This window comes from Pseudomonas sp. ICMP 3272, assembly GCF_001466905.1.
Taxonomy (GTDB): Bacteria; Pseudomonadota; Gammaproteobacteria; order Pseudomonadales; family Pseudomonadaceae; genus Aquipseudomonas; species Aquipseudomonas amygdali.
In genome coordinates, this window is the sequence record NZ_LKEK01000103.1 from 1 (window position 1) to 2,910 (window position 2,910).

Below are 2,910 nucleotides of genomic sequence, written 5' to 3' on the forward strand. Positions count from 1 at the left end.
CGAAGACATACCCGGTGACAAACGTCTGGTGGCTTACTACACACGGTCTGCGGGGCACACTGCTGTCGATATCGAAACCCTGCGCGGTCACCTGCAGCAGCAGTTGCCTGAATACATGGTTCCGGCCATCTACGTACTGCTCGATAGCATGCCATTGACGCCGAACGGCAAGCTGGACCGCAAAGCGCTGCCAGCACCGGACGGTGATGCGCTGATCAGCCGTGGCTACGAAGCGCCGCAAGGCGAAATCGAGGAGCAGATCGCGGTTATCTGGCAAGACCTGCTGGGCGTCGCCCAGGTCGGGCGTCACGACCACTTCTTCGAACTCGGCGGCCATTCGTTGCTGGCGGTGAGCCTGATCGGGCGTATGCGCCAGTTGGGTCTTCGCGCCGATGTACGCGTGCTGTTCAGCCAGCCGACGCTGGCAGCACTGGCCGCAGCCGTGGGCGGTGGCACCGAGATCGTGGTGCCAGCCAACCTGATCACCGAGGATTGCCAACGCATTACGCCTGAGCTGCTGCCACTGGCGGACCTGACTCAGTCGCAGATCGATCAAGTCGTGGCAACCGTGCCGGGCGGCGTGGCCAATGTGCAGGACATCTACCCGCTGGCGCCGTTGCAGGCAGGTATTCTTTATCACCATCTGGCCGCCGAAATCGGCGACCCCTATGTGTTACAGACGCAGTTCGCCTTTGCTGACGGCGAGCGTCTGAATGCCTTCGCTCAGGCTTTGCAGGCGGTCATCGACCGCCACGACATTCTGCGCACCAGCGTGGTCTGGGACGGTCTGGACTCACCTGTGCAAGTGGTCTGGCGTCGGGCCCGGTTGCACCTGGACGCGCTTGAGCTTGATCCGGCAGACGGCGATATAGGAACACAATTGCACAGCCGCTTTGACCCGCGCCATTACCGTCTGGACATCGGCCAGGCGCCGCTGATGCGCGTGGCCTATGCCGAAGACCCGCTCAACCAGCGCATCTTCGCGATGCTGCTGTTCCACCACATGGCGCTGGACCACGTGGCGCTGGAAGTGGTGAAGCATGAAATGCAGGCCTGGCTGGCGGGCGAGGCAGACAGCCTGGCAGCGTCGGTGCCTGTGCCGTATCGCAACTATGTGGCCCAGGCACGTCTGGGTGTCAGCCAGGCCGATCACGAAGCGTTTTTCCGCGACATGCTCGGCGATATCGACGAGCCGACGCTGCCGTTCGGCCTGCTGGACGTGCAGGGTGAAGGTCGTGACATCGAGGAAGCCAGCCTGGCGCTGGATCCTCAACTCAACCTGCGCCTGCGTGCTCAAGCCCGCCAACAAGGGGTGAGTGCCGCAAGTCTGGTGCACCTGGCCTGGGCTCAGGTGTTGGGCAAGGTATCAAACAAGCAGGATGTGGTCTTCGGTACCGTCCTGATGGGCCGGATGCAGGGGGGCGAAGGTACCGAGCGAGCCTTGGGGATGTTCATCAACACCTTGCCGCTGCGGGTTTCGGTAGGCGAGCAGGGCGTACGCGACGGGGTAAAGGCCACTCATAAGCGCTTGACTGCCTTGCTCGGTCACGAACATGCCTCGCTGGCGTTGGCCCAGCGTTGCAGCGGTGTTGCCGCGCCCGCGCCGCTGTTCAGCGCGCTGCTCAACTATCGCCACAGCGGGGTTGGCAGTGTGTCTGACCAGGCCATGCAGGCATGGCAGGGCATTGCGGTCCTCAGCGGCGAAGAACGCACCAACTACCCATTGACGTTGAACGTCGATGATCTGGCCGATGGGTTCAGCCTGACGGCGTTGGTGGCTTCGTCAATCGGTGCGCAACGTGTGTGCGGCTATATGCACACGGCACTGGAAAACCTGTTGACGGCACTGGAGCAGACGCCAGAAACGCCGTTGCAAGGTTTGTCGATTCTGCCAGCTGTCGAACGTGATCAGTTGCTCGTGGATTTCAACGACACCGCGCTGGATTACCCGCACGAACAGACCATTCACGGGCTGTTCGAAGCACAAGTCGAGCTTACGCCGCAGGCTCTTGCGGTCGTCCACGGCGAACAGCGCCTGACGTATCGCGAGCTTAACGAGCAGGCCAACCGCCTGGCCCATGCCTTGCGCAAGCAGGGCGTTCAGCCGGATTCGCGGGTAGGCATTTGTGTAGAACGCGGCGTGGAGATGGTCATCGGCTTGTTGGCGATCCTCAAGGCGGGCGGCGGTTACGTGCCACTCGACCCGGCTTATCCAGCGGAACGTATCGCTTACATGTTGCAGGACAGCGCTCCGGCCGCAGTGCTGGCGCAAACCGCGACTCAGGGCTTGCTGGCCGACGTTTCGGTACCTGTGATCAATCTTGATCTGAGCGGTTGGCAGGACCAATCCGTCCAGAATCCGCAGGTACAGGGGCTGACTTCGGCGCACTTGGCCTACCTGATCTACACCTCGGGCTCGACCGGCCTGCCGAAAGGCGTGATGATCGAGCACCGCAACACCGTGAACTTCCTGACCTGGACGCACACGGCTTTTGATGCGTCTGCTCTGGAAAAAACACTGTTTTCCACCTCGCTGAACTTCGACCTCGCGGTCTACGAGTGTTTTGCACCGCTGACCTCGGGCGGCAGCATCGAAGTGGTCAAAAACGTCCTTGAACTGCAACACGGCGAGCACGATATCGGCCTGATCAACACCGTACCATCGGCGCTCAAGGCCTTGCTGGAAGTCGATGGACTGCCGGAATCGGTCCATACGGTGAACGTGGCCGGTGAAGCACTGAAACGCAGCCTTGTGGAAAATCTGTTCGAAAAAACCGGCGTGCAGCGCCTGTGCAACCTCTACGGCCCATCGGAAACCACCACGTACTCAAGCTGGGTGGCGATGAACCGCGAAGACGGCTTCGCAGCTCACATCGGCAAGCCAGTCGGCAATACACAGTTTTACCTGCT

General features: G+C 61.3%; 1 protein-coding gene. It reads left to right on the top strand.

Annotated elements, in window-relative coordinates:
* A partial coding sequence (locus AO068_RS24325; RefSeq protein WP_152999767.1) for an AMP-binding protein occupies positions 1-2,910 on the top strand: 2,910 nt, incomplete at both ends.